At 65.4% G+C, this 21,065-nt stretch carries 21 protein-coding genes; 7 read left to right on the top strand and 14 right to left on the bottom strand.

The annotated features are described in order from the left end of the window. Positions 1-54: 54 nt before the first annotated feature. The 12 genes from AC56K1_RS03530 to AC56K1_RS03585 all read right to left on the bottom strand — a co-directional run bounded on the left by AC56K1_RS03530 (position 55) and on the right by AC56K1_RS03585 (position 10,111). Positions 55-1,557: a tripartite tricarboxylate transporter permease gene (locus AC56K1_RS03530; RefSeq protein ID WP_497156446.1), complete on the bottom strand. Its 1,503-nt coding sequence runs from the start codon at positions 1,555-1,557 to the stop codon at positions 55-57. 4 nt (positions 1,558-1,561) lie between these two features. After that, entirely contained in the window at positions 1,562-2,026 is a 465-nt protein-coding gene (locus AC56K1_RS03535) for a tripartite tricarboxylate transporter TctB family protein (protein ID WP_497156447.1), read from the bottom strand. A gap of 91 nt (positions 2,027-2,117) precedes the next feature. Next, positions 2,118-3,092: a tripartite tricarboxylate transporter substrate binding protein BugD gene (locus AC56K1_RS03540; protein ID WP_497156448.1), complete on the bottom strand. Its 975-nt coding sequence runs from the start codon at positions 3,090-3,092 to the stop codon at positions 2,118-2,120. 12 nt (positions 3,093-3,104) lie between these two features. Next, positions 3,105-3,665 (bottom strand): molybdopterin cofactor-binding domain-containing protein, encoded by a 561-nt coding sequence (locus AC56K1_RS03545; protein WP_497156449.1) that lies wholly within the window; start codon positions 3,663-3,665, stop codon positions 3,105-3,107. Then, complete coding sequence (locus AC56K1_RS03550) at positions 3,635-3,868, bottom strand: hypothetical protein (protein WP_497156450.1); 234 nt, start codon at positions 3,866-3,868, stop codon at positions 3,635-3,637. Before AC56K1_RS03550 ends, AC56K1_RS03545 begins: the two co-directional genes overlap by 31 nt. A 25-nt stretch (positions 3,869-3,893) precedes the next feature. After that, positions 3,894-4,670: a DUF2145 domain-containing protein gene (locus AC56K1_RS03555; protein WP_497156451.1), complete on the bottom strand. Its 777-nt coding sequence runs from the start codon at positions 4,668-4,670 to the stop codon at positions 3,894-3,896. Then, a complete protein-coding gene (locus AC56K1_RS03560) occupies positions 4,670-5,065 on the bottom strand; it encodes a hypothetical protein (protein WP_497156452.1) in 396 nt (131 codons plus the stop codon). Before AC56K1_RS03560 ends, AC56K1_RS03555 begins: the two co-directional genes overlap by 1 nt. 128 nt (positions 5,066-5,193) lie before the next feature. Next, positions 5,194-6,366, bottom strand: coding sequence for a GGDEF domain-containing protein (locus AC56K1_RS03565; RefSeq protein WP_497156453.1), 1,173 nt, complete (start codon positions 6,364-6,366; stop codon positions 5,194-5,196). Positions 6,367-6,627: 261 nt separating this feature from the next. Further along, positions 6,628-7,524: a formyltetrahydrofolate deformylase gene (gene purU / locus AC56K1_RS03570; RefSeq protein ID WP_497156454.1), complete on the bottom strand. Its 897-nt coding sequence runs from the start codon at positions 7,522-7,524 to the stop codon at positions 6,628-6,630. A 131-nt stretch (positions 7,525-7,655) separates the two neighbouring features. Then, positions 7,656-8,138, bottom strand: coding sequence for a GNAT family N-acetyltransferase (locus AC56K1_RS03575; protein ID WP_497156455.1), 483 nt, complete (start codon positions 8,136-8,138; stop codon positions 7,656-7,658). 12 nt (positions 8,139-8,150) lie between these two features. Then, on the bottom strand, positions 8,151-8,897 hold the full coding sequence (locus AC56K1_RS03580) for a LytR/AlgR family response regulator transcription factor (RefSeq protein WP_497156456.1): 747 nt from the start codon (positions 8,895-8,897) through the stop codon (positions 8,151-8,153). Next, a complete protein-coding gene (locus AC56K1_RS03585) occupies positions 8,894-10,111 on the bottom strand; it encodes a sensor histidine kinase (protein WP_497156457.1) in 1,218 nt (405 codons plus the stop codon). Before AC56K1_RS03585 ends, AC56K1_RS03580 begins: the two co-directional genes overlap by 4 nt. Before the next feature lie 92 nt (positions 10,112-10,203). On the opposite strand from AC56K1_RS03585, the gene AC56K1_RS03590 reads away from it, so the two are divergent. Continuing rightward, complete coding sequence (locus AC56K1_RS03590) at positions 10,204-10,491, top strand: hypothetical protein (RefSeq protein WP_497156458.1); 288 nt, start codon at positions 10,204-10,206, stop codon at positions 10,489-10,491. Here AC56K1_RS03590 and AC56K1_RS03595 read toward each other — a convergent pair. Beyond that, entirely contained in the window at positions 10,457-10,915 is a 459-nt protein-coding gene (locus tag AC56K1_RS03595) for a hypothetical protein (RefSeq protein ID WP_497156459.1), read from the bottom strand. The genes AC56K1_RS03590 and AC56K1_RS03595 overlap by 35 nt on opposite strands. A gap of 235 nt (positions 10,916-11,150) precedes the next feature. Between AC56K1_RS03595 and AC56K1_RS03600 the strand changes: the two genes are divergently transcribed. Beyond that, positions 11,151-11,759 carry a PEP-CTERM sorting domain-containing protein gene (locus tag AC56K1_RS03600; protein ID WP_497156460.1) on the top strand — a complete coding sequence of 203 codons (609 nt, stop codon included), beginning with the start codon at positions 11,151-11,153 and terminating at the stop codon, positions 11,757-11,759. Positions 11,760-11,864: 105 nt separating this feature from the next. Here AC56K1_RS03600 and AC56K1_RS03605 read toward each other — a convergent pair whose 3' ends face one another. Further along, complete coding sequence (locus tag AC56K1_RS03605; protein ID WP_497156461.1) at positions 11,865-14,333, bottom strand: TonB-dependent receptor; 2,469 nt, start codon at positions 14,331-14,333, stop codon at positions 11,865-11,867. 232 nt (positions 14,334-14,565) lie between these two features. On the opposite strand from AC56K1_RS03605, the gene AC56K1_RS03610 reads away from it, so the two are divergent. The 5 genes from AC56K1_RS03610 to AC56K1_RS03630 all read left to right on the top strand — a co-directional run bounded on the left by AC56K1_RS03610 (position 14,566) and on the right by AC56K1_RS03630 (position 20,946). Next, positions 14,566-15,576 carry a LacI family DNA-binding transcriptional regulator gene (locus AC56K1_RS03610; RefSeq protein WP_497156462.1) on the top strand — a complete coding sequence of 337 codons (1,011 nt, stop codon included), beginning with the start codon at positions 14,566-14,568 and terminating at the stop codon, positions 15,574-15,576. Between the two features lie 26 nt (positions 15,577-15,602). Beyond that, positions 15,603-17,978, top strand: a complete 2,376-nt coding sequence (locus AC56K1_RS03615) for a glycoside hydrolase family 65 protein (protein ID WP_497156463.1) — start codon at positions 15,603-15,605, stop codon at positions 17,976-17,978. Beyond that, complete coding sequence (gene pgmB / locus AC56K1_RS03620; protein ID WP_497156464.1) at positions 17,975-18,616, top strand: beta-phosphoglucomutase; 642 nt, start codon at positions 17,975-17,977, stop codon at positions 18,614-18,616. The genes AC56K1_RS03615 and pgmB overlap by 4 nt, the downstream gene beginning before the upstream one ends. A gap of 47 nt (positions 18,617-18,663) precedes the next feature. Beyond that, on the top strand, positions 18,664-19,938 hold the full coding sequence (locus AC56K1_RS03625) for an MFS transporter (RefSeq protein WP_497156465.1): 1,275 nt from the start codon (positions 18,664-18,666) through the stop codon (positions 19,936-19,938). A gap of 306 nt (positions 19,939-20,244) precedes the next feature. After that, positions 20,245-20,946: a pirin family protein gene (locus AC56K1_RS03630; RefSeq protein ID WP_497156466.1), complete on the top strand. Its 702-nt coding sequence runs from the start codon at positions 20,245-20,247 to the stop codon at positions 20,944-20,946. Positions 20,947-21,065: the final 119 nt, after the last annotated feature.

Here is a 21,065-nt window from a genome sequence, read left to right on the forward strand (position 1 = left end):
TAGAGCGGGAAGCTGCGCGCCGCCGGCCGGGCCGGGGCGCGCAGTACTACTTGCTTACTCTTCCTGGAAGGCTTCTTCGCGCTTCTTGCGTAGCGACGGCAGCATCACGACGATCAGTGCAATGGCAGCCATGGCCAGCATGACGGCGCTGATCGGGCGGGTGACGAACACCATCGGATCGCTCTGCGACAGCAGCAGGGCGCGGCGCAGGTATTCTTCCATCATCGGGCCGATGATGTACCCGAGCAGCATCGGCGCCGGTTCCGCGCCTAATTTTGCGCAGATGTAGCCGAACAGGCCGAACAGCGCCATCAGGTAGACGTCGAACTCGTTGTTGTTCAGGCTGAACACGCCGATGGCGCAGAACATCAGGATCGCCGGGAACAGGTTGTGGTAAGGCACCATGATCATCTTGACCCACAGGCCGATCATCGGCAGGTTCAGCACGACCAGGAACAGGTTACCGAACCACATCGAGACGATCAGGCCCCAGAACAGCGCCGGCTGCTCGGTCATGACGGCCGGGCCTGGCTGGATGCCCTGGATGATCATCGCGCCGATCATCAGCGCCATCACCGGGTTCGACGGAATGCCGAGGGTCAGCATCGGGATGAACGAGGTTTGCGCGCCGGCGTTGTTGGCCGCTTCCGGGGCCGCCACGCCTTCGATCGCGCCCTTGCCGAAGTTGGCTGAGTTCTTCGAGACTTTCTTCTCGATCGAGTACGAGGCGAACGAGGCCAGCATGGCGCCGCCGCCCGGCAGGATGCCCAGCATCGAGCCCAGGGCCGTGCCGCGCAGTACCGGCGCGATGATGCGCTTGAAGTCGTCCTTGGTCAGCATCAGGCCCTTGACCTTCTTCATCACCAGGCTGCGGTCTTCGTCGTGCTCGAGGTTGCGGATGATCTCGCCGATGCCGAACATGCCCATCGCGACGATCACGAAGTTGATGCCGTCGGCCAGTTCAGGCAGGTCGAAGGTGTAGCGCTGGGCGCCCGAGTTGACGTCGGTGCCGATCAGGCCGAGCAGCAGGCCGAGCAGCACCATGCCGATCGCGTTGAGCAGCGAGCCGCTCGCCAGCACGACCGAGGCCACCAGGCCGAGCACCATCAGCGAGAAGTATTCGGCCGGGCCGAACTTCAGGGCGAGGTCCGCCAGAGGCGGTGCGAACAGCGCCAGCAGGATGGTGGCGACGGTGCCGGCGAAGAACGAGGACAGCGCCGCGGTGGCCAGCGCCTTGCCGGCATTGCCCTGGCGCGCCATCTGGTAGCCGTCGAGCGCGGTCACGACCGAGGACGATTCGCCCGGCAGGTTGACCAGGATGGCCGTGGTCGAACCGCCATACTGGGCGCCGTAGTAAATACCGGACAGCATGATCAGGGCCGAGATTGGCGGCAGGCCGAAGGTGGCCGGCAGCAGCATCGCGATGGTGGCGATCGGGCCCAGGCCCGGCAGCACGCCGACGGCGGTGCCCACGAACACCCCGACCAGGCAGTAGAACAGGTTGGTGAGGGTGAAGGCCGTTTCGAGGCCGAGTCCGAGGTTGGCAAAGATTTCCATGTGCTTACCCTCCGGAGAGCCAAGGGCCGAGGATCGGCATCGGCAAGCCGAGTACCTTCACGAACAGCACCACGGCGAATACAGTCAGGCCGACCGCGAGCAACAGTGTGCTCTTGAGACGGAACTTGGGGCTGGCCCAGGCACTCAGCATGACCAGCACGAAGGCGGCGACGGCCAGGCCCGCGGTGCGCATCAGGGCGCCGAACAGCAGCACCGCGGCCAGGATGATGACGATGTTCTTGACGTGGAACTTGCCGATGGTTTCGCCATGGCCGATGAAGGAGCGCACCAGGTTGGCGACCCCGACGATGGCAAGCATTGCGCCCAGGACTGTTGGGAAATATGCCGGGCCCATGCGGCCGGCGGTGCCCATGTCGTGCTCCCAGCCGAAGTACACGGCGGCGAGGCCGAAGAACAGGAAGATGATGCCGATCCAGAAATTCTGTGGATGGCGGACGATGGAAGTCACTGCGAACCCCTTTGTTGCTTATTGTTTATACGGGAGTGCCGCGCAGGCCAGGGGCGCTGCGCGGCAATGCTGCGTTGCGATCGGCCGCTGCTTAGTCGGCGTACTGGCCGGCCTTGGTGATGATCGGGCCCCAGCGGTCGATCTCGGCCTTCAGGTGCGCCTTGAGGGCTTCCGGACGCGCGCGGCTCTCTACCACCGGTTCGGTGCCGAGGTCGGCGAAGCGCTGCTTGACGGTCGGATCCTTGAGGGCGGTGCGCAGGGCGCTCGCCAGGGTGTCGACAACCGGCTTCGGCGTACCCTTCGGCGCGTACATGCCATGCCACACGGCCACTTCGAAGCCCGGCAGGCCGGCTTCGTTCATGGTCGGGACGTCGGGCATCGAGGGCAGGCGGGTCTTGGTGGTCACACCGTAGACCTTGATCTTGCCGCCCTTGATCTGGCTGGTGGTGTTGGTGGTCTGGTCGCACATGATGTCCACCTGGCCGCCCAGCAGGTCGTTCATGGCCGGACCGGTGCCCTTGTAAGGCACGGTGGTCAGGTCGACGCCGATGGCGGTCTGGAACAGCATGCCGCACAGGTGCGAGGCCGAACCCAGGCCCGCGTTGGCATAGGTGACCTTGGTCTTGTTGGCCTTGACGTAGGCCAGCAGTTCCTTGAAGTCCTTGGCCGGGAAGTCTTTGCGGGCGACCAGGGTCATCGGCACGTCGGTGACCAGGCCGATCGGCTCGAAGCTGTCCATCGCGTTGTAGCTCAGCTTGCGGTAGAGGCCCGGGGCGGTGGATTGGCCGATGTGATGCAGGAACAGCGTGTAGCCGTCCGGCGTCGCCTTGGCCACGCGCGCCGCGCCGATCGTGCCGCCGGCGCCGCCGACGTTCTCGATGATGATCTGCTGCTTTAGCGTAGTGCCCATCGACTGGGCGACCAGGCGCGCCACGGTGTCGGTCGGTCCGCCGGCGGCAAACGGCACGATCATCGTGATGGTCTTGGTCGGGTAGTTCTGGGCATGGGCCATTGCGCTGCCGAGCAGGGCAATGGCTGCGACGGTGCGCAAGAATGTAGTTTTCATCGGTGTCTTCCTCTAACCTCGGTTATCAGTATGGGCGGTGCCGGGTGCGGCACTGGCCCGGGTGCTGGCCATAACGATCCGGCCGGCATTATCTGGGTGCGTGCATCCGCAGGAGTTGTTGTACCAGCAAATAGTTAGATTTGCAACTAAGTGAAAATGCGTATGGCATGGAGCCAACGATACGCGTAGCAAGCAAAAACTGACCCAGGTCATGCAGTGTTGATGACCTGGATCAAGGGCGTTTTCCCTGTTGGAAAAACGCCCATCCTGGAAGACGATGTCCTTCCGACGCGCGCCCTTGAAGCGTGAACCGGGCATGTCCTGCGCCAGCTTGAACAGGCGTTTCTGCAGCTTCTCGCAGGCGCCGTGCACGCCGCCGCCCACCATGGTCACGTGCGAGGAGCCGCCCTCGATCGGCGCCATCGGCAGGGTCGAGTCGCCCGGCTGGAAGGTCACCCGTTCGAGCGGCAGACCCATGGCCGCGGCCGCGATCATCGACATCACGGTATAGGTGCCGGTGCGATGTCCGGGGGCCGCGCTGCTCACCACCGGGCGCCCGTCCGCATGCAACACCGCACGTCAGGCAGGAGTTGATGCGCTTGGGCGCGTTCGCGCAGCAGGTCGCGCAGCGTCACCCGGGGCTGGACCTCGAACTGCCGGTCCTGTCCATAGATGCTGAGCCGGATCGGGTATTCCTGGTGCGGGTCCATGGCTGTCCTTGTTGTCAGCGAAGCGTCGAGCTTCACGCCGGCACGGGCAGCCTTTGGCTGGTTCACAGACGTACCAACGCCATCCGGCGCCTCAATCGAGGATGACGGTCCTGGCCTGCGGATCGGTCGTGCGCAGCATCCCCAGCACCGCATCGGTACTGACGGTGTCGATCTGGCCGGCCATGCGGCGCTCGAAGGGATGGTCGTCGAAGGCGACGTTGGCGCGCAGCAGGCGCGCGCCCAGGCGCACCATGGCCGGGATCTCGATGGCGGGCGGTCGGAAGCCGATGGCGCGCAGCCAGGCCTGGGCCCCGGCGCGGGTCTCGACCTGGCCGCTTGGTGCGGCTGCCGCGGCGAGGTTTTCCAGCACCCAGCCGTTGGAATTCTGGTAGCGGGTCGAGTACACATAGGCCAGCATGTTGTACTTCGGTTCGTGCAGCCGCAGGGGCGTGCGGGTGGCAAACAGTGCGACCAGCCTGGCCTGCAGTTCGGGGCCGGGGATCACCAGCTGCGCCTCGTGGCGATACAGGTCGGTCAGGAAGAAGTTGCCCATGCCTTCGTTGTACAGGCTTGATGCGGCGCTGCCGCAGTGGTTCAGCGCATGCACCACGGTCCAGCGCCCGGCCGGGTGCTCGCGCAGGGCGATGCCCATGTGCGAATAGCGCAAGCCGTAGCGCGACAGGTCCTGGCCGGCGCGCGCGACCAGCGCTACCCTGGCCCCGCTGGCGTCGAGCATGGCATTGGCGCGCTGGGCCAGGTCCATCGACCGGATTACCTCGTGCGGGGCGAGGGGTTTTTCCTCGCAGGGCTGGCCGCCCCATGCCGGCAGGGCAGCGGCCAGCAATATCACCGGCAACAGGCGTTTCATCACAGCGCCCGGGCGTGGTGCAGCAAGGCCTTGCCCGCTTCGTTGGGCAGGAAGGCGATCGCCTTGCCGGCCATGACCAGAACGTGGCCGGTGGATGCGGCGACCACTTCCACGCTGGCGCCGGCCACCAGCGAGAGGCCGCCCGCGGCGTGGCCGGACAGGTGCACGGTGGCGCGGCTGCCATCAAGCAGGTTCTCGAGGACCAGGTCGACCCCGTCGGCGACTTTGCCGACGCTGGCCACGACCATGCTGCCGGCACCGGCAACTGTGTGGACCGAACCGCCGACGACGGTCGCCGCCAGGTTGGCGCTGGCCTGCGAGGGCGTGGACTGGCCGGCCGGCTGGGCGGCGCTGCAGGCAAGGCCGAGCAGGCCGGCAAGGAGCATGCGTTTCATGGTGGACTCCGTGGTGGGCATGCGAACAGCATCATGCCGACGGGCCGCCGGAGCAAGCATGGCCGGCGAAGTCGCATGCTGCTGGCGTCCCGGTATCGCGCAGCGATACCGCTGCATCCGGGCTTGCTTCAGGCGGCTGCCGGCAGCGCTGTCTGCTGGCCCAGCGATTCCACCCGGTCGCGGCCATTGCGCTTGGCCGCGTACATCAGTTTGTCGGCTGCATCGATCAGGGATTCGAGCCTGCCCGCGCCGCCCGGACCGGGCTCGAGGGACGCGACTCCGAAGCTCGCGGTGGCGTAGATCGGCTGGCCTTCGGCGCCGGCCGCGGGCGTGGCGCCAAAGCGCGCGCGCAGGAATTCCGCGAGGTGCACTCCCGCCTCGCGGCCCGTGCCGGGCAACACCAGCAGGAATTCTTCGCCGCCGTAGCGCACCACGCTGTCGATGCCTTCGCGCGCGACCGACTGCAGCAGGGCGGCAAAGCCGGCGAGGGCGGCATCGCCGCCCGTATGGCCGTGGGTATCGTTGACCTGCTTGAAGCTGTCGATGTCGCACAGGATCACGCTCAGCGGTTCGCCTGGGCGCAGCGGCGAGGCCGCGCCCATCAGCTGTTCGTGCAGGTAGCGGCGGTTGAAGCAGCCGGTGAGGTGGTCGCGCTCGGCCGCGTGCTGGAGCACGACCTGGGCGCGGAACTGTTCGCGGGCCACCTGGCTGTAGCGCCGCGCCGCCAGCGCACCGAAGGTATTGACCAGGGCCAGCAGCATGCCGAGGGTCAGCATGTCGGCAAAGCTCAGCGCGGCGAAGCGCACCGTCAGCGCCAGGAAGGTGGCGGTCGCCGCTGCCGCCAGCCCTAGCGCATAGGCGAGCCGGTTCGGGATGTACAGGTAGATCACCAGCAGCATGATCGCCAGCGACATCGCATGCCAGTGGAATTCGCCGGGCCGGTGCACGGCAATCACCATGAAGCTGCCCAGTGCGACCGCTTCGGCAATGCTGGCCGCCAGCCGGGTAGCCTTGACCGACAGCGGCCGGCGCAGGGCCAGCCAGGCGCAGGTTCCGGCGGTGACGGCCACCACCAGCCTTGCTCCCAGCAAGATCGCCGTGTCTGGAACCAGGCCGAGCGCCGCGACGTCGGTGGCGAAGAAGCACAGGAAAAAGAGGGTGCAGAACAGCAGGGTGAACGCCAGTTGGGCGCGGGTGCGCGGCTGCTGATGGTCGAGATAGGCAGTTTCGGTGCGGCGGTCGGCGAACTCGCCGTCAAGCGGGTCGATTGCCAGTGCGTCTGGGCTGAGGGGGCGGGCCACGATGTGTCTGTCCAAGGGTACGGCTGGGCTGCGAGGGATACAAAAAGCGGCGGCAGCGGCCGGGATCGGTCCTGCGCGCCGGGTCATTGTGGCATCAAGGGGCAGGTTGGAGTCTCACGCAATGTAACTTAGTGGCAACTATTCATGCCATCAGCCCATTTAATGCGAAGCCAGTCGCCGTCCTGCAACCGTTACAGGAAGTATAGCGATGTTTCGTTGCAGAATGGAAATTCATTATTTCTGTTGGAAACCAGCGAAAACTCAGCTGCCGCGGAACACGATGGTTTTGCTACCGTGGACGAACACGCGGCGCTCGATGTGGAACTTGACAGCCGCCGCCAGCGCCATGCATTCGTTGTCGCGGCCTGCCCGCACCAGCTGCTCGGGCTTGAAGTTATGGTCGACCCGGGTCAGCACCTGCTCGATGATCGGGCCTTCGTCGAGGTCGGGCGTGACGTAGTGCGCGGTGGCACCGATCAGCTTGACCCCGCGGTCGAAAGCCTGGTGGTAGGGCTTGGCGCCCTTGAAGCCCGGCAGAAAGGAGTGGTGGATATTGATACAGCGGCCGGACAGGCGACTGGCCAGCTCGTCCGACAGGATCTGCATGTAGCGCGCCAGGATGACCAGCTCCGCCCCGGTTTCCTCGACCACTTCCAGCAGGCGCGCTTCCTGCAGCGCCTTGTTTTCCCTGGTGACGGGCAGGAAAATGAAGCGGATGCCTTCGCGCTCGACCATGGGGCGCAGGTCGAGGTGGTTCGACACCACGGCCGTCACCGACATGTTCAGTTCGCCGTTGCGGCGGCGGTAAAGCAGGTCGTCGAGGCAGTGGTCGTCCTTCGAGACCATGATCACGGTCTTGACCGGGTCGGCCGGGTCGTGGATTTTCCAGCCCATCTGCAGGCGCCCGGCCGCCAGGGCCCCGAATTGCTCGCGGATGTCGCCGATGGCGGGGGATTCGGCCTGGCGCCGGAACACCGCGCGCATGAAGAACCGTTCGGTGGAGTCGTCGTCGAACTGCTCGAGCGCGCAGATATAGCAGTCGCGCTCGGCCAGGAAGGTGGCGACAGCGGCCACGATGCCGATACCGGCGCGGCAGCTGGCATTGAGGATGTATTCGATCGGGGCGCGCGGCGGCGTGGCGTTCTCGTTCGGGGTCATGCGGTCGTCCTGTTGATGGCGAGGTCAAGGGACGCCTGCGCTATTGCCCGCGCGCGCGGGGCAAGGCAGTGGGTGACTGCATGCCTGGGGCGCCGCCGTGCAAGCCTGGTGGACGGGGCAGACGTTATCAGTCAAACAGCATGGGGGATGAGGCCGGTGGCGTCAAGATCCGCACGATTCGCGGCCGGGCTGCCGTGTGCGAGGGTGTACTCCACCTCCGCTGCGTTCAGGGGGGTGCGCTCCCAGCCCTGGCGCGCATAGAAGCGGTCCGCGCGGGTGCCTGCGCCCGTGCTCAGGCGCACCTGGCGATGGCCCAGCGCGAACAGCCAGGCGGCCGCCATGGCCAGCAGGCGCCTTGCCAAGCCCTGGCCCTCGTGGCCGGGAGCGACGAACAGGGCCCAGATCGAGGCATCGTTGCGGTCCGCATAGGAAAACGCGACCACCTTGCTGTCAATCTCGGCCACCCATCCCCGCCCTGCGGACTCGAGGTAATCCTCGTACATGGCCGGCGTCACCCGTCCGGGGTCGCGCAGCACGTTTTCGGTGACGGACAGTCGGATGGCCGACATGGCGGGAATGTCGGCCCTGCAGGCCTGGCGGAAGCTGGTGTTCATGGGGGCTGGCGCCTAGTCGCGGAACAGGTGGGTGAAGGTGCGGCTCACCGGCAGCTTTTCGCTGCATCCGCGCAGCAGTACCTGCATGCGCTCGGCGTCGAGCTTCTCGACCGCGGCGATGGCGCCGACGTTGACCAGGGTGCCGCGGTGGATCTGCCAGAAGCGGTCGCGATCGAGCCCGCCGAGCAGGTCTTTCAGCGGCACCCGCACCAGCGCTTCGGAGTCAAGCAGCACCACCCGGGTGTACTTGGTGTCGGACTGGAAGAACAGCACCTCGTCGACATCGATCAGCCGGATCTGTCGGCCCACGGTCGCCTTGATCCACTTCATCTTTTCAGGCGGGGCGCCGGACAGGGCGGTCTTCAGGTGGCGCAGCAGGTCGCCCAGGTCGGCGGGCGGCTTGCTCAGTTTCGCGCGGATGCGGCTTACTGCCCGTTCCATGCGGTCGGCCTGCACCGGCTTGAGCAGGTAGTCGACCGCACCGGCGTCGAACGCGTCGACGGCATACTGGTCGTAGGCCGTGACGAACACCACGTGGGCGTTGTCGCCTATGCGCTCGGCCACCTCCAGGCCCGACAGGCCGGGCATGCGGATGTCAAGGAAGACCACCTCGGGCTCGTGCTCCAGGAAGCCGTCCCAGGCGTCGTTGCCGTTCTCGGCCTGCATGAGGACTTGTGCACCGGGCCAGTGCTGCGCCAGCAGGCCTGCGAGGCGCTCGCGCATCAGGGGTTCGTCTTCGGCGATCAGGATGCGGGTCATGCCGCCTCCTTCACCGGCACCGGGATACGCAGTTCGGCCACCAGGCCCGGGTCGGCGTCGCGCAGCTGCAAGCGCGCCGCGCTGCCGTAGGCCAGTTGCAGGCGGCTGCGCACGTTGTCGAGGCCAGCCCCGCTGCCCGGCGTGGCGCCCATGCCGACCCCGCTGTCATGCACCCGGACCGCGACACCGCCGTCCCCGTCGCCTTCGGCGACGACGCGGATCTCGCCGCCGCGCAGCGACGGTTCGATGCCGTGCTTGATCGCGTTCTCGACCAGGGTCAGCACGATCATGCTGGGCACTTCCACCCCAGCCAGCGCGGCAGGCAGCGAGACCTCGAAACGCAGCCGCGCTCCCATCCGGGCCTGCATCACGCGCAGGTAGGATTCGGTGGTCGCAAATTCCTTGGTCAGGCTGACCTGCTCGCAGCGCATGTCGCTGAAGCTGGCGCGCAGAAATGCAATCAGGTCGGCCGTCAAAGCCGCGGCGCGCGGCGCCCCGTCGGCCGCCAACTGCTGCACGGCGCCAAGGGTGTTGAACAGGAAGTGCGGCTCGATCTGGGCGCGCAGCATGCGCAGCTGCGATTCGCTCAGCTCGCGCGCCAGCCGCTCGCGCTCGGCATCGCGCTGAAGCTGGGTGGTCAAGAGTTCGTTGTGGCGCCGCCGCAGGGCGCCAAGGACGAGCATCGGCAGGCCGACGATGGCGGCGCCAAGGATGCTGCCCGCTACGACCTTCGTCAGGCGCGGCCCGATGTCGGGCATGGGTGGAGCGCCGGTCAGCCGCAGCACGCCGTAAGCCAGCGCGGCGCCGGTCAGTGCACCGAGCAGCTGCCGGAAGATGCGCTTGCCCCGGCTTTGCGTCTTGCCCCGCGAATCGAACCAGACCCCGATGGCGGCGAACACGACCGACATGCCCAACAGGTTGGCGATCGCCAGGTTGGTCAGCAGCTTGCCCTTGCCGGTGCCCAGGTGCAGCATCACGCCCAGGAAGGTAAACAAGGCCAGCAGCTTGGCGACCGCCAGCCAGCCGCGCCTTCCCTGGTAGGCGATGCAGAACTCGCACAGCTGCAGGCGGTCGACCGCGCTCATGCCGGCCAGATGCCTGGCGAAATAGCTGCGGTAGCGCGAGCCGCCGTGCGCAGCGCGGTCGGGGTGTGCGAGCGCGGCGATCTGCCAGCGTTCCAGGCCTGCGTACCAGTCGATCATCTTGCGAAACATGTGTCCTCCGAGCCCGTCAATATAAAGCAACGTGACCAGTGTAGGAAGTCTGGCCCGGAGGCGAAAGCGCGCGGCGACGAACGACGACCGCAGTGAGACGAACGACGGGCCGGGCAAGGCGCCGTGCTAGCACCGCACATGGCCGCGGCGTGGCGCTCAGGCTGGTGACGCACCTGCTGGCGCAGGCGCACGGGCGCGGATTCACGTCCTCGGCACTGGTCTCGGTACAAGGCACGGCTGGCTTCTGGAAGGCGCCGGGTTACCGGTCCGCGGCGCTGGCATGTCCTGCCGCGCGCGCCCCCCTTGCCAGCTATCCGGGCGCCGCCCACTACATGCGGCGCGCCCTTACTGGACCCGGCGCACCTTCGCCGAACTGTTAGAGCCGTCCACCTTCAGGAACAGCGTGCCGAACACGTTACGCTCGATCGTCACCCGGGCGTCGCGCTTGCGCGGCAGGATCGCTTCGCTGCCATCGGCGATGCGCCAGACCTGGCCGTTGGCGAGGCGGATCTGCGAACCCGGGCCCCAGCCTTCGAAGTCGCCCACCACGGTGCTCGTGACCGACGCCGGCTCGGCTTCGCGCCGCTTGACCGCTTCCATGCCGAAGTCGGCTTCCCTGCTGCGCGCAGGTGCGGCGGCGGTCGCGGCCGCGGCGGCGGGACGGGCGCCGAGTTCGATCGCGTCATAGCAAGCCAGGCGCGCGCCGGCCTCGCCCAGGGCGCGGCACTTCAGGATGGCCGCATCGTCCGCCAGCGCGGCGCCGGAAAGGAAGAGCAGGGGAATAAACAGGGGCAGTGCTTTCATCGACATCTTTCGCTAGTGGTTGCACAACAGGCCGATTATATCGGCATGGCCGCGCTTGCGGCCGTTTCCATCTGGCACTTAATGGTGGCGGATAGTGTCGATAAATTTAACAATCCCCGCCTGTTGTTAATTTAATCACAACAAAACCCGTGCAAAATCAAGAAGTTATGAAAACCAGCTCGACAAGGCGTGAATATTGCTTTCATTAAATTCATCGAAGCTTCCGGAGCATATTGTGACCGTAAAACACCTCTTCGCCATCCTGGCTTGTGCGTTCTCCGCGCACGCGGCGCAAGCCGACGTCATGTACAGCTGGCATGAGACCCAGGGCAGCCCGAACATGCTGTCGGACATACGCCTGGAACTGGTTTTCTCGGACGCCGCCGTCGCCGCAGGCACGCTGATGCTGGGCATAAACAACTTGTGCCGCGACCCCGGCTGCATCGATCCGCAAACCAGCCTGCTGTCGCTACGCTATTCGGTGGAAGGCGCGGGGGGCAGCCGCAACGTCATCGACTACCGGGCCGGCAGCCCGCCGAAGATGTTCGAGGACCGGATCTGGCTGTCGCTGGACTTTCTGCCGGGCGGCTTCCTGGGCGGCGAAATCCGCGCCAACAATGGCGAGTCCGACTTTCACCTGGCCAGCGAAGGGCGCACCTTCACCCTGCTGGCCGCGCGCAGCGACCAGGGACCATGCGGCATGTGGCTGGACTGCTATGGCACGCAGGGCTTGATGAAGCAGGGCGCGCCTGCGGACGTGCCGGAACCGGCGTCCTGGCTGGTGTTCGGCGCCGGTGCGCTGGCGGCAATGGCGGCGCGGGTTCGGTCGAAGCGCCGCAAATAAGGAGCGCTGACTTCCCCACCTGAGGGGCACAGCGCCAATAAAAAAGGCGGGACCGAAGTCCCGCCATAAAGGGGAGAACAATAAAGCGGCTGGCCGCTTGCTACATCAGAAGCGGTAAGTCAGCGACGCCTCCACCGCACGCCCGAACAGCGGACGCGCATTGATCGGACCAGTGCCATTGCCGCCGGTCAGGCGCGAGTTACCCTCGGTCAGGCCCAGCTCGTTGGTGACGTTGGTCGCGGAAACGCGCAGCTCGAGCTTGTCCGACAGTTCGGCCAGCACGCCCAGGTCCAGGGTTTCATACGCAGGCAGGAACTGCTGGTTGGCCTGGTCGGCCCAGCGGCTGCCGATGCGCGAATAAGTACCATACACGCGCAGGGCCTGGTCGCCGATCGGCAGGCGGTAGCTCGGCGAGAAGCGGTACTGGAACTTCGGCTGGCGCTGCACGGTGTTGCCGGCGATCGAAGGATTGTCCTTGTACTCGGAGTCCTGCCAGTTGCCGGTCAGCTGCAGCTGCAGGCCGTCCAGCGGACGCAGGGCCAGTTCGAACTCGACGCCTTTGCCTTCCGAGCCGCTCACCGAGTACAGCACGCCGGTGGTGGTGATCTGCTGGAACGAGATGCCGGTGAAGTCGGTGAAGAAGGCGTTCACGTAGGCGCTGTACAGCGGCGTAGCGGTCTTGAAGCCCACTTCGAACTGCTTCACTTTCGGCGTCGGCACGCGGGTGCGGTCATCGAGCACCGCCTGGCTGCCGGCATTGCGCATGTCGTCGAAGTAGATGAAGGTGTGGCCCTGGTTGGCGCGCACGAACACGCTCGCATCTTTTGAGAGCTTGTACAGGCCGCCCAGGGTGAACGAGTTCACCGAGTCTTCGCGAGCCAAGCCGGTGAAGCTGCCGGTCGGGCTTGAGGTGCCATTGTTGTAGACGGTCAGCGGGTTGTTGTCCGGGTCGACCGAGCCGAGGTTCGAGACCGAGGCGTTCAGGCGCTGCTTCTCGCGGCGCACGCCGGCGTCCAGCTTGATGCGGTCGTTGATGCGCCATTCGTCGGCCAGGTACAGGGCGGTGTTGTCGCCGTCGTAGGACGCGACCGGCGCATAGAAGATGTTGCCGTCCTTGCCGTTGTTGGCCACCACGACGCCGTTATCGAGGCGCACGTTGATCAGGCTCGCCTGCGGCGTCGCGCTCATCAGGTGGCTGTTACCCAGGAACCAGACGTCGCGCGACGAATAGTTCGCCACGTAGGCGCCGGCCGTCACGGTGTGGGCACCGATGTCGCGACTGACGCGGAATTCGTCGGTGAAGGACTTGAGCTTCTTCTCCACCGCCCACAGGCCGGCCTGCACCACTTGCTGGTTCGGGTTCACGGCGCCGCCCTTAACGAAGGTCATGGCGCCGGTGGTGGCGCGGCGGCCACCGGCTGCGGCCACGGTGGCGGCATTGCCGTTGGCGGAACTGATCGCCGCCTGCAGGTAGTCCGCCGCGCTCAGCGGGTTGTTACCGGTGAACATGGCGATGGTATTCAGGTCGCCATTGAAGTAGTTCATCTTGTTCGAGACCTGCCAGCCATTCAGATTCTGCTGGAAGTCCATGCCGAACACGGTCGATTTCAGGCCGCGGCCGTCGCCCAGGTCATAGTTCAGCGTGCGGCCCGGCGCGGCTTCGACGGTGAAGTTGCGCAGTTCGTTGCTCATCAGGGTGCCGGTGAGCGGATCGAAGCCCGGGAAGGCCCTGATCGAGCGGCCCTGGTCCGAAGAGATCAGCGGCACGCCGGTGTAGAAGGCATTCTTGTCGTCGGTGGTACGGGCGTAGAAGGTCAGTTCGCCCTGGTCCAGTTTGCGGGTCAGCGATGCCGACAGCTGGCCGCCGTCGTCGGCCGGGAAGCCCGACTTGCGCACGCCGTCGGTCACGCGGTAGAAACCGCCGATCATGCCGTACCAGCCTTCGGCGATCTTGCCGCTGTAGACACCGTCGATGCGGCGCAGGTTGCCGGTGCCGGCGGTGAAGCGCATGCTGCCTTCCGGCATGTCGGTACCCTTTTTCAGGATGAAGTTCATGGTGGCGCCGGGCTGGCCACTAGAGAAGATCGTGCTCGGTCCGCCGCGCAGCACTTCGACGCGTTCGATGGTGTCATCCAGGCGGAAGGAGGACGAGCCTTCGAAGAAGGACAGCACCGGCACCGGGTAGATCGGGTTGCCGTTCATTTGCACCGAGACGAACGGCGAGTCGCTGCCCGACGGGAAGCCGCGCACCTGGATGTTGGCGCCCGACTGGCCGCCAGTCGGCTCGGCATAGGCGCCCGGCACCAGTTTCATGATATCGGCGGTGGAAATCGGCGCAGCCATCTTGAGCTGCTCTTCGCTGGCGGTGGTGATGCTGAAGGCGGCGTCGATCTTGCGCGTGCCGCTGGCGGACGCGGTGCCGGTGACGACGACCTGCTGGATCTCCCGCTGCACGGCGTTCGGCGTGCTGGGGGCGGCATTGGCTTCCTGCGCGGCTGCCTGGCAGTGGACGGACAGGGCAAGCACCGCGAGGGCAATGGCGGACAGCTGGGGGAACTGCTTGGACTGGTTCATGTGAGTAGGCTCTCGTTGTTGTCAAATACGGCTACCGGCGGGGCGTCTCCTCCCCGGCTGCCTTACTGAAAATGTTCAATAAGGAAAGTGCTGTCATTGAATCATCGAATGTTATCGATGTCAATAATATTGTTATCGATGTCATTTGGTATCGACAGCGCATCAAAACCTGTCATAATGCTTACTGTTCAGCGGCAACAAATCATTCGTGAGCATTCAGTCACCATTTCAGATGGCACAAGCAAAACACGGCAAGACGCCCGGCGATCCGGGACCGACGATGGAAGACCTGGCCAAGCTGGCCGGCGTCTCCACCATCACGGTTTCGCGCGCGCTGCGCGACAGCCCGCTGGTGACCGAAAAGACGCGCGAAAAGATCCGCCAGCTGGCATCCGAGCAGGGCTACCGCCTGAACATCAGCGCGCGCAACCTGCGCATGCGGCGCTCGTATTCGGTGGCGGTGGTCGTCGAGATGACCCCGGTGAAGGGCCGCCCGATGTCGGATCCGTATCCGCTTGAGCTGCTGGGCGGAATCACCCAGGAACTGACCACGGCCGGCTACAGCGTGGTGCTGACCTCGAAGCAGCTGCTCGACACGGCGCCGGTGCAGGGCGCCGACGGTTTGATCCTGCTGGGGCAGGGCTCGCACGGCGAAGCGGTCAAGGCGCTGCAGCAAACCAATTTGCCGCTGGTGGTCTGGGGCGCGCCCCAGGCCGGCAGCGACTACGTCGTGGTCGGCAGTAACAACCGCAAGGGCGGCGCCAGCGCGGGCGAGCGTTTCCTGGAGCAGGGCAGGCGCAAACTCATCTTCCTGGGCGACGTCGACCACGCCGAGGTGCAGGAGCGTTGCGCCGGTTTCATCGACGCCCTGGCCGGACGCGCCACCGTCCATATCCTGCGCCCCAAGGCCTTTACCTTCGAAGCCGGCTTCGAATGCGTCTCGACACTCTTGAGGAAGAAGCCCGGCCTGGCATGCGACGGCCTGTTCGCCGCCAGCGACCTGCTGGCGATGGGTGCGATCCGCGCCCTGACCGAAGCGAGCCTGCGCGTGCCGGACGATATTTCGGTCATCGGTTATGACGATACGCCCGGCGCCGCCAGTTTCGTGCCGCCCCTGACCAGCGTGCACCAGTACCTGCGCGACGGCGGCGTGCTGCTCGCGAAAAAAATGCTGGGCATGATCGAAGGCCAGCAAGTGCAATCCGAGATGCTGCCGACGACGCTGATCGTCCGGCATACCTGACTATTCACGCTTGACCTGTTACAGCCATGCCGCTGCCAGTCGCATGCGGCCGAGACGAGGAAACTGAAGTGGAAAATGTTATCGATAACATCGGTGTTAACGCGCTTAACCCCGATCCCTGGTGTATTCGCGAGTGCGGTGTTGACCCGGTGCGGGCGTTTCATCATGAGACGCTGTTCGCGCTCGGGAACGGCTATATCGGGATGCGCGGCACGCATGAGGACATGGCGGGCCAGCCTGGCAGCACGCTGGAAGGCACCTACCTGAACGGCTTCCACGAAACCGAAGCGATCCACTATCCCGAGAACGCCTACGGGCTGGCGCGCATCAACGAGTTCATGCTCAACGTGCCGAATGCGAAATGCATCGCGATCAGCGTGGACGGCCGGCGCGTGGACCTGGGCGCCAGCCGCATCGTCTCGTACGAGCGCAGCCTGGACTTCCGCCAGGGTGTCCTGGTGCGCACGGTCGAATGGGAGCTCGATGGCGGCAAGCGCCTGCGCGTCGAGAGCCGCCGCCTGGTGTGCTTTGGCCGCAAGCACGTGGCCGCAATCGAATACCGCGTGACGGCGCTCAACTTCGCCGGCGCGCTGCGCATCGAGGCGACCATCGACAGCGCCGTTACCAACATGCAGGCCGGCGACGACCCGCGCGTCGGCTCGGCCATCACCGGCCCGGCGCTGCTCGACGACGGGCGCGAGACTACCGGCCCCGGCCTGATCCTTACCCAGCGCACCCGCAACAGCGGCTTCCTGCTCGGGACCGGCATTGCCTGCGCCGCTTCCGGCGTGGCCGCCATCACCGCCTCGGACTGCCTTGATGGCCGCGCTTTCGAGGCGAGCCTGGCCCAGGGCGAGACGCTCGCCGTCCACAGATACATCGCCTACGTCAGCTCGCGCGACGTGGCGCGGGAAGAGGTGGCTCCCCTGGTGCGCAGGGAACTGGAAACAGCGGTGCAGGACGGCTTTGCCGCACTGGTCTTCGAGCAGCAAGCCTACCTGGCCGACTTCTGGGCCCAGGCCGACGTCGAAATCGCGGGCGATGACGCCCTGCAGCAGGGCGTGCGCTACAACCAGTACCACCTGCTGCAATCGGTCGGGCGCGACGGCAAGACCAATATCGCGGCCAAGGGGGTGACCGGCGAAGGCTATGAAGGCCACTATTTCTGGGACACCGAGATCTACGTGTTCCCGTTCTTTTTGTTTTCGAAGCCCGAGATCGCGCGCGCGCTGCTGCAATACCGCTACGCCGGCCTGCCGAAGGCGCGCGAGCGGGCCCGCCAGATGTCGCACACGCGCGGCGCGCTCTACCCGTGGCGCACGATCGCGGGCGAAGAATGCTCGGCCTATTACCCGGCCGGTACCGCCCAGTACCACATCAATGCCGACGTGGCCTATTCGATCCGCCTGTATCTGCTGGCGACCGGCGACTTCGACTTCATCGCCCAATACGGCGCCGAAATCCTGCTCGAGACCGCGCGCATCTGGACGGGCATCGGCAGCTACGACCGCGAAGGACGCTTCTGCATCAATGCGGTCACCGGCCCCGACGAGTACACGGCGGTGGTGAACAACAATTACTACACCAATGCGATGGCCCGCATGCACATGGCGTTTGCTGCGGATATCGCGGACCGCCTGCGCGCCGAGCGTCCGATTGAGTGGAAGCGGGTCGCGACCGCCATCGGCCTGGACGACGCCGAGATCGCGGCCTGGCGCGCTGCCTGCGCCGACATGCGCCTGCCTTACGACGACGCATTGGGCATCCACGAGCAGGACGACAGCTTCCTCTCCAAGAAGCCCTGGGACTTTGCGAACACTCCGGCCGAGAACTATCCGCTGCTGCTGCATTACCACCCGCTGGTGATCTACCGCCACCAGGTCTGCAAGCAGGCCGACGTGGTGCTGGCGCTGTTGCTGCTGTCGGACGAATTCCAGATCGACGACAAGCGCCGCGACTTCGATTTCTACGAGAAGGTGACCACCCACGACTCTTCGCTGTCGTCCTGCATCTTCAGCATCATCGCGGCGGAAGTGGGCTATGCCGACAAGGCCTACCAATACTTCATGGAGACCGCGCGTCTCGACCTGGACAACACGCACGCCAACACCCAGTACGGCGTGCACACGGCGGCCATGGCCGGCACCTGGCTGGGCGTGGCCTACGGCTTTGCCGGCATGCGCTTGACGGAGGAAGGATTGCGCTTCGCGCCGACCCTGCCGGCCAAATGGCAGCGCTACGCCTTCCGCGTGCACGTGCATGGCGGCCTGCTTGAAGTGTCGGTGGACGCCCGTGGCACCGGCTATCGCCTGGTGCGCGGCGGGACGCTCGCTTTCACCCATCACGGCGCTCCCGTCGCGCTGTCGCAGGCAGAACCCTTCAAGCGCATGGAGTCACAATGAACCGATACAAAGCAGTCATCTTCGACCTCGACGGCGTCATCACCGACACCGCCCGCTACCACTACCTCGCCTGGAAGCGCCTGGCCGAATCCGAAGGCTTGCCCTTCGACGAGGCCTTCAACGAGCACCTGAAGGGCGTCGACCGCATGGGTTCACTCGAGCTGATCCTGGCCCAGGGCACGCGCAGCTGTTCGCACGAAGAAAAGCTGGCGCTGGCCGACGCCAAGAACCGCCATTACGTGGAGCTGATCGCCACCATGACGCCGGGCGACGTGCTGCCGGGCGTGCTGGACGCGCTGGAAGAAGTGCGCGCCGCCCGGCTGGGGATCGGCCTGGCCTCGGTCAGCAAGAACGCGTTCACGGTGCTGGACAAGCTGGGTATCCGCGACCGTTTCGACGAAGTGGTCGACGCGGCGCTGATCGCCAACAGCAAGCCGCATCCCGAGATCTTCCTGACGGCGGCGCGCCAGCTCGGCGTGGCGCCCGGGGACTGCCTCGGCGTGGAAGACGCGGTGGCGGGGGTGGCCTCGATCAAGGATGCCGGCATGTTCGCGGTGGGCGTCGGCAGCCCCGAAGTGCTGACGCGGGCCGACCGCGTGATCGCCTCGATGGCGCAGTTCCGTCTCAGTGATTATTAACATTCCGTAGTTAATCCACGCATAATTACAAGCATTCAGGAGACAGCGTGAATAATAAAACCAGCCAGCGCCCGATACTGCTGGCGCTCTTCCTCATCTACTTCGTGTTCGCCATCCTGCTCAACAGCGTAGGCACGGTAATCCTGCAGGTGATCAGCAACTACGGGGTCGACAAGGCTTCGGCCAGCATGCTCGAGGGCTTCAAGGACCTGCCGATCGCGATCGTGTCCTTCGTGGTCGCTTCAAATATGCAGCGTATCGGCTACAAGCGCGCAATGCTGATCGCGCTGGCGATCGTCGCCTGCGCCACGCTGGCGATGCCGCTCGTGCCTGCCTTCGCCACGGCCAAGCTGCTGTTCCTGTGCGTGGGCGTGGCCTTCGCCCTGGTCAAGGTGTCGGTGTATTCGACCGTCGGCCTGGTCGCGCAGGACCGCAAGCAGCATGCGGGCATCATGAACATGCTGGAGGGCTTCTTCATGGTCGGCGTGCTGAGCGCCTACTGGATCTTCGGCGCCTTCATCGACTCGGATAACCCGGCATCGACCAGCTGGCTGAACGTCTACTGGTTCCTGTCCGGCCTGTGCGCGCTGACTTTCGTGCTGGTGCTGTTCACGCGCTTCGACGAGAGCGAGGCGATTCCCGCCGCCAGCCGCGGGCCGATGGCGGACTTCCTCGACATGCTGCGCCTGTTCCTGCGCCCGCTGGTCTGCGTGTTCGTGATGACGGCCTTCCTCTACGTTCTGGTGGAGCAGGCGGTCGGCACCTGGCTGCCGACCTTCAACAACGAGATCCTGAAACTGCCGGCGGCGATGAGCGTGCAGGTGACCAGCATCTTCGCCCTGTGCCTGGCCGTGGGCCGGCTCTCGGCCGGCGTGATCATGCGTCGCCTGAACTGGTTCCCGGTGATGGTCTTCTGCGTGATCGCCATGGGCGCGACCGTGATGATGGCGCTGCCGCTCTCCCAGAACATCGCGCATGACCCCAACGTCGGCTGGGCCACGGCGCCGCTGGCGGCCTTCGTCTTCCCGCTGATCGGCCTGTTCATGGCGCCGATCTACCCGGGCATCAATTCGGTGATGCTCAGTTCCCTGCCGAAGCACCAGCATGCGCCGATGACGGGCCTCCTGGTGATCTTCTCGGCGCTGGGCGGCACCACCGGCTCGATGGTGACCGGGTATGTGTTCGGGCGCTACGACGGGCAGTTCGCGTTCTATCTGACGCTGGTGCCGATTGCGCTGATGCTGGTGGGGTTGTTCTTTTTCCGGCAGCAGGTAGAGCGCAGTAATACGCTGGCGAACGCCCGGGCTGCCGGACTGGCCTGAGACTCGTAGCGTGGGCAAGGTGATTCAGGCCAATGGCCTGAATCACCTTGCCCACCCTACGGGATGACAACGGTGCCCGCTTTACCTCGAATATCCATGCAAGCCGCCGCATTCTCCTCCCACCGTCGCGCTCCAGACGTTCGAAAATTTCGATCAAAGCCCCGCAAATTATCCGTTTTTCAAGCCGGAGCGCGGCGCGCATAATGATTCCATCGCATCGAACAACCGGCAGCGGGCGGCAACAGGCAGGACAGTCCCGCGATGATCGAAGGGTTCGATGGTCCACCCCATACCAAGGAGCACACCATGTTGAACGTTCGTAAAAGCAATGAGCGCGGCGCCGCCAGCTTCGGCTGGCTGAAATCCCAACACACCTTCTCGTTTGGCCATTACCAGGATCCGAAGCACATGGGGTTCGGGCCGTTGCGGGTAATCAATGAAGACCACGTGGCGCCGGGCCGGGGCTTCGAGTCGCACGGCCACCGCAACATGGAAATCATTTCCTACGTGCTCGATGGCGCGCTGGAGCACAAGGACAGCATGGGGAACGGCTCGGTGCTGCGCTACGGCGACGTGCAACGCATGAGTGCGGGCAGCGGCGTGGTGCACAGCGAGTTCAATCACTCGAAGGACGAGGGCGTGCATTTCCTGCAGATCTGGATCGAGCCGAACACCGTGAATGAGGCGCCGGGCTACGAGGAAAAGCATTTCGACGCCGCCTCCAAGCAGGGCCGGCTGCGCCTGATCGCCTCGAACGATGGGCGCGAAGGCTCGGTGTCGATGCGCCAGGATGCGTCGATCTACGCCACCATCATCGACGGCACGGATGCGCTCGAGCACCCGTTGGCGGCCGGGCGCCAGGCCTATGTGCACGTGATCCGCGGCAGCGCCACCGTCAACGGCGTGCAGCTCTCCGGCGGCGATGCGCTGAAAGTCACCAGGGAGGACGCCGTGCAGCTGGCCGCGGCCACGCAAGCGGAAATCCTGGTATTCGACCTGCCGCAATAAAGGCGGGCAGGGAGGGGCGCGCCCGCCGCGCTCCTCCCGAACTGGCATGGCCGGGCTGTTTGGACTACTATCGTCACAGTCCCGGGCAAGGACCCATCTACTCACGAGCCAGAGGAGAG

This window comes from Telluria sp. ZB4P37, from assembly GCF_059685855.1.